Genomic DNA, 214 nt, shown 5'->3' with positions numbered 1-214 from the left:
CCCGAACCCACCTGAGACGATGGATACGCGCCTATCAAGAAGGCGGTATCGGCGCACTCGAACATCCCCAATCCAAAACCATGCCCCAACACCGCAAAAACCCCTTCATCGCCGACAAACCCGACCACGAAAAAACACAGGCAGAGCTTATCGAAGAGTTGTGCTATATGCGCGCAGAGGTTGCCTACCTAAAGGAGTTAAAAGCCCTCAGCCA

General features: G+C 53.7%; 1 pseudogene. It reads left to right on the top strand.

The window, feature by feature from the left end:
- A pseudogene (locus tag ACTHTQ_RS11605) lies at positions 1-214 on the top strand (helix-turn-helix domain-containing protein); the annotation flags it as partial.

The organism is Neisseria sp. P0020.S003 (genome assembly GCF_051957095.1).
GTDB lineage: Bacteria > Pseudomonadota > Gammaproteobacteria > Burkholderiales > Neisseriaceae > Neisseria > Neisseria subflava.
Note: the sequence above shows the minus strand (reverse complement) of the source record. Positions and strands in the feature narration are given on the sequence as shown.